At 48.8% G+C, this 6,108-nt stretch carries 1 protein-coding gene; it reads left to right on the forward strand.

What is annotated here, in order from left to right:
- Positions 1–6,108: VCBS domain-containing protein (locus AB4371_RS04110; RefSeq protein ID WP_372149064.1), on the forward strand; the 6,108-nt coding region annotated here is incomplete at both ends.

Genomic DNA, 6,108 nt, shown 5'->3' on the forward strand with positions numbered 1-6,108 from the left:
ACCAACGGTGACCTGACTATTGATGCTAATGGTCATTGGGTGTTCACCGCGAGCAGCGCGTTTAATCAGTTAAACGTCGGCGATAAAGTAGAAGAAACCTTCACGGTGTCGTCTGTTGATGGAACACCGTCCACTATCAAGGTGACAATTAACGGTACTAACGACACCGCTACTGTCAGCAGTGCGACCGTCGCCATCGATGAAACCGACAAAGCGGTAACTACCTCAGGTACGCTAACCAGTACTGACGTGGATAATCCAGATAATACCTTCACACCCGATTCCATTTCCGGTACCAACGGTGACCTGACTATTGATGCCAATGGTCATTGGGTGTTCACCGCGAGCAGCGCGTTTAATCAACTGAACGTCGGCGATAAAGTCGAAGAAACCTTTACCGTCACTTCCGTTGATGGCACCCCTTCGACCATTAAAGTCACGATTAACGGTACTAACGATGCAGCGACAGTCAGTACCGCAACAGTCAGTGTGGATGAAACGGACAGCGCTATAACAACTTCTGGAACCCTCACCAGTACTGACGTGGATAACCCAGACAACACGTTTACGCCGGATTCTATTTCAGGCACCAACGGTGACCTGACTATTGATGCCAATGGTCATTGGTTCTTCACCGCTAACAGCGCATTTAATCAATTGAACGTCGGCGATAAAGTCGAAGAAACCTTCACGGTGTCGTCTGTTGATGGAACACCATCGACCATCAAAGTCACGATTAACGGCACTAATGACAAAGCCACTGTTAGCAGTGCGACCGTTGCTATCGATGAAACCGACAAAGCAGTAACGACATCAGGCACGTTGACCAGTACCGATGTAGACAACCCAGACAATACGTTTACGCCGGATTCTATTTCAGGCACCAACGGTGACCTGACTATTGATGCTAATGGTCATTGGGCCTTTACAGCCAACAGCGCGTTTAATCAATTGAATGTCGGCGATAAGGTCGAAGAGACCTTCACGGTGTCGTCCATCGATGGCACCCCTTCGACGATCAAGGTCACGATTAATGGCACTAACGACGCCGCTACTGTCAGCAGTGCGACCGTCGCTATCGATGAAACCGACAAAGCGGTAACAACCTCAGGCACCCTAACCAGTACCGACGTAGATAACCCAGACAATGCTTTCCAGCCGGATTCTATTTCAGGCACCAACGGTAACCTGACTATTGATGCCAATGGTCACTGGAGCTTCACTGCCAACAGCGCGTTTAATCAATTGAATGTCGGCGATAAAGTCGAAGAGACCTTCACTGTCTCGTCTATTGATGGCACAGCGTCAACGATCAAAGTCACGATTAATGGCACTAACGATGCAGCGACAGTCAGTACCGCAACAGTCAGTGTGGATGAGACTGATAAAGCGGTAACGACATCAGGCACGTTAACCAGTACCGATGTTGATAATCCTGATAACACATTCACACCGGATTCGATTACTGGCACCAACGGTGACCTGACTATTGATGCCAATGGTCATTGGTTCTTCACCGCCAACAGCGCGTTTAATCAATTGAATGTCGGCGATAAAGTCGAAGAGACCTTCACGGTATCGTCGGTTGATGGCACACCCTCGACCATCAAGGTGACGATTAATGGCACTAACGATGCAGCGACAGTCAGTACCGCAACAGTCAGTGTGGATGAGACTGATAAAGCGGTAACGACATCAGGAACGTTGACCAGTACTGACGTGGATAATCCAGATAATGCATTCACACCGGATTCTATTTCAGGTACCAACGGTGACCTGACTATCGATGCTAATGGTCATTGGGCGTTCACCGCCAACAGCGCGTTTAATCAGCTAAACGTCGGCGATAAGGTCGAAGAAACCTTCACGGTGTCGTCTGTTGATGGCACACCCTCGACCATCAAAGTGACGATTAATGGCACTAATGACGCAGCTACTGTCAGCAGTGCGACCGTTGCCATTGATGAAACTGACAAAGCGGTAACGACATCAGGAACATTGACTAGTACCGATGTTGATAATCCAGACAATGCGTTCACGCCGGATTCTATTTCAGGCACCAACGGTGACCTGACTATTGATGCCAATGGTCATTGGATGTTCACCGCTAACAGCGCGTTTAATCAATTGAACGTTGGCGATAAAGTCGAAGAGACTTTCACTGTGTCGTCTGTTGATGGCACACCTTCGACCATTAAAGTCACGATTAACGGCACTAACGACACCGCTACTGTCAGCAGTGCGACCGTAGCCATCGATGAGACTGACAAAGCAGTCACGACATCAGGAACGTTGACCAGCACCGATGTAGACAACCCAGACAACACGTTTGCGCCGGATTCTATTTCAGGCACCAACGGTGACCTGACTATTGATGCTAATGGACATTGGGTGTTCACTGCCAACAGCGCGTTTAATCAGCTAAACGTCGGCGATAAGGTCGAAGAAACCTTCACTGTCTCGTCCATCGATGGCACACCTTCCACCATAAAAGTCACGATTAACGGTACTAACGACGCCGCTACTGTCAGCAGCGCGACCATTGCCATCGATGAAACTGACAAAGCGGTAACCACATCAGGCACGCTAACCAGTACTGACGTGGATAATCCAGATAATGCGTTCACGCCGGATTCTATTACTGGCACCAACGGTGACCTAACTGTTGATGCCAGTGGCCACTGGGTGTTCATTGCCAACAGCGCATTTAATCAATTAAACATCGGCGATAAAGTCGAAGAGACCTTCACTGTATCGTCTGTTGATGGCACACCGTCAACCATAAAAGTCACGATTAACGGCACTAACGACACCGCTACTGTCAGCAGTGCGACCGTAGCCATCGATGAGACTGACAAAGCAGTCACGACATCAGGAACGTTGACCAGCACCGATGTAGACAACCCAGACAATACGTTTACGCCAGATTCAATAATTGGCTCGAACGGCAACCTAAACATCGACGCCCATGGCCATTGGACATTCACCGCCAACAACGTATTTAATCAGTTAAATGTTGGCGATAAAGTTGAGGAAACCTTTACGGTCTCTTCCATCGATGGCACACCGTCAACCATTAAAGTCATTATCAATGGCACCAATGACCGCCCTACTATCTCAGGTACCTCAAGTGGCGCGGTGATCGAACAGGGCTTGAACACGGCAGGAAACCCCGATGCGACAGGGAGCTTAATCGCGACTGATATAGATAAGTCCGACACCGTTACGTGGGCAATCAATCAACCCCAAGGTCAATGGGGAACGCTATCGATTGATCAGCATGGTCATTGGCACTATCAGCTAGACAATTCAACCGGCGGTGCCGCGGATAAACTCGCGGCTGGTGAACATCAGTCTGAATCATTCTGGATCACCGCTACCGATTCAACAGGAGCGACAGTCCCTCATAAAGTCGTTATCGATGTGCAAGGCAGCAACGACAAACCAATTGTCAGTGCGTGGACTCAGCTTCCTGCGGGTAAAGAGGATCAACCCGTAACCATCAAGGCTTCTGACTTGCTAACACATGCAAGCGATGTGGATAGTAGCGATGTATTGCACGTGACAAATTTGCAAGCGACACACGGTAGCCTGACTGATAATAAAGATGGCACTTATACCTTCACGCCAGATAAAGATTTCAATGGTGAGATTCGACTCACCTATGATGTGGTTGACGGCCATGGGGGCAGCGTCAGCACTCAAGCTAAGTTTGATCTTATCGCAACTCCAGATAACGCGATTATTACCGACGCACAAGCCAATGCAGACTTACGGGGAGTAACTGAAGATCGCGGCTATATAGATACCCACTACCAACTGCATTACGACGGCAGATTAAACATCCAAGACCCTGATAAGGGAGAGGCACAGTTTGATCCGAATATAGGCTCACAAACCTATCAAGGTATTGGCTACGACACCAAACTGGGTGGGCACATACTGCTCATGCGCGACGGTCACTACACCTATACCCTCGACAACCGCAATATACAGAACTTAGCGCAAGGCGAAGTTAAACACGATTCAGCCATTATACGCTCAGCAGATGGTACAACACACACGATAGAGCTAACGGTTCATGGTACCAACGATGCCCCAACCATCAATGCTCAGTCCCACTCAGTGACTGAAGGTGGAAGCGTTCTAAATGGACAAATGGTTGGCCAAGATATTGATACCGGTGCGGCCTTGACTTACAGCGCACCGCAGATTGATGGCTTGGTGGTTAATCCGGACGGCAGTTATAGCTTCGATCCTGCTCACTCTAGCTATCAATCGTTAGCATCAGGTGTCACGAAGACATTGACTGTTCCAGTAACAGTCACAGACGAGCATAATGCGAGCAGCACTCAAAACCTCTCAATAACGATTACAGGGGTTAATAATTCTGCCGTTATCGGCGGTGTCTATACTGGAGATGTTCATGAAGGGCATACCTATACAGCACCAGATGGTACAATGTCTGGTGGCTACGTCGATGATCGCTCACCAGATCATATGCATGGAAACATCGGCAAATTATGGAACGACGAAATACACACTGATGGTCACCTGAACATTGTTGATCCAGACTCCGGTGAAAGCCATGCCCAAACCGGCGTTTATTACGGCACTCATGGTCGTGTCATACTTCAGAGTAACGGAGATTGGAGCTACTACGCTTCCATAGGCCAAGACGCAACAGGTAGAAAGATTGATCACCTCGGCCAAGGTGAATCGATAACGGATACTGTCACCGTCAAATCGGCTGATGGCACCACTCACGATATTGTTGTCACCGTTCATGGCGATAACGACCGTCCGTATTGTTCTGGTGAAGTGCAACTGAACAGCGGTAAAGAAGATCTTGCTCAAACCATCACAGCAACCGAGCTAATCGCTAATACTGTTGACGTAGACGCCAACGATGCAGGTAAGCTCACTATCGCTAATTTGCATGCTGACCATGGCTCGATTCAAGACAATCACGATGGAACCTTCACCTTCACTCCAAGCCACAATTACAACGGCAGCGTCCACTTCACCTACGATGTGAAAGACGCGCATGGTGGTACAACACACACTGGCGCATCAACGACGCTCTCGGCTGTTGGCGATAAAGCCCAAATCGCTGGCGTTGATACTGGTTCAATAACCGAAAGCAGCGCGGGTGTCGACATGTCACCTGACTATGCTCACTCAGGCATAGCCACACTTGGCAATACAACACTCTATGCGGATGGCAAGCTGACCATCACAGACCCCGATGTAGGCGAGTCAGGATTTGAACGCCAAGGCAGCAATGGTTACGACTATCACGGCACCTATGGCGATCTAATCTTACTCACCGATGGCACCTGGCATTACCATGCCGATGCTGGGCATCTATCAGGTATAGGTGCTAGACCCACAACGCGTGGCACTGCAATTGACCAGCTTGGTGAAGGGCAAAGCCTAACCGATACGATTACAGTCCATTCAAAAGATGGTACAACACACGATATTGTCATCACCATTCACGGCAGTAACGACAGACCTTACTGTTCATCTGAAGTTGTGCTTGCAAATGGCAGTGAAGATACACGCCAAACCTTAACCACTGCGCAACTATTAGCGAATACCGTCGATGTGGATGCCAATGACGCCGGTAAGCTAACCATTGAAAACCTCCATGTCGACCATGGCTCTATTCTAAACAATGCCGATGGTACGTTTACGTTTACCCCAGAGAAAGACTATAACGGCGATGTACACTTCAGCTATGACGTTAAGGATGCACACGGTGGTGTGACCCACACCGGCGCAACCACCAACTTAGCTGCGGTTAACGACAACCCTGATGTGACACCTTTAACCGACAGTGTCAGTGAGGGGGTCGATAATCATCACACCCTCAATCTGCTAGTAGGTGCCACAGACAAAGACGGCGACGCTTTAACCATCAGTCACCTTGAATATGCCATCGATGGTCAACTTCAGGCAGGGAAAATCCCCGCAGGTATCACCTTAGATACTGATGGTCATACATTAATTGTTGATGCCACCAATCCCGCATTTAACCATTTGGCCAATGGTCAGTCGCAACAAATCGCTATCACTTATCAAATAGAAGATGGCCATGGTGGA

Origin of the sequence: Vibrio sp. 10N.261.51.A3, from assembly GCF_041471965.1 — a bacterium.
Classification (GTDB): Bacteria; Pseudomonadota; Gammaproteobacteria; order Enterobacterales; family Vibrionaceae; genus Vibrio; species Vibrio crassostreae_C.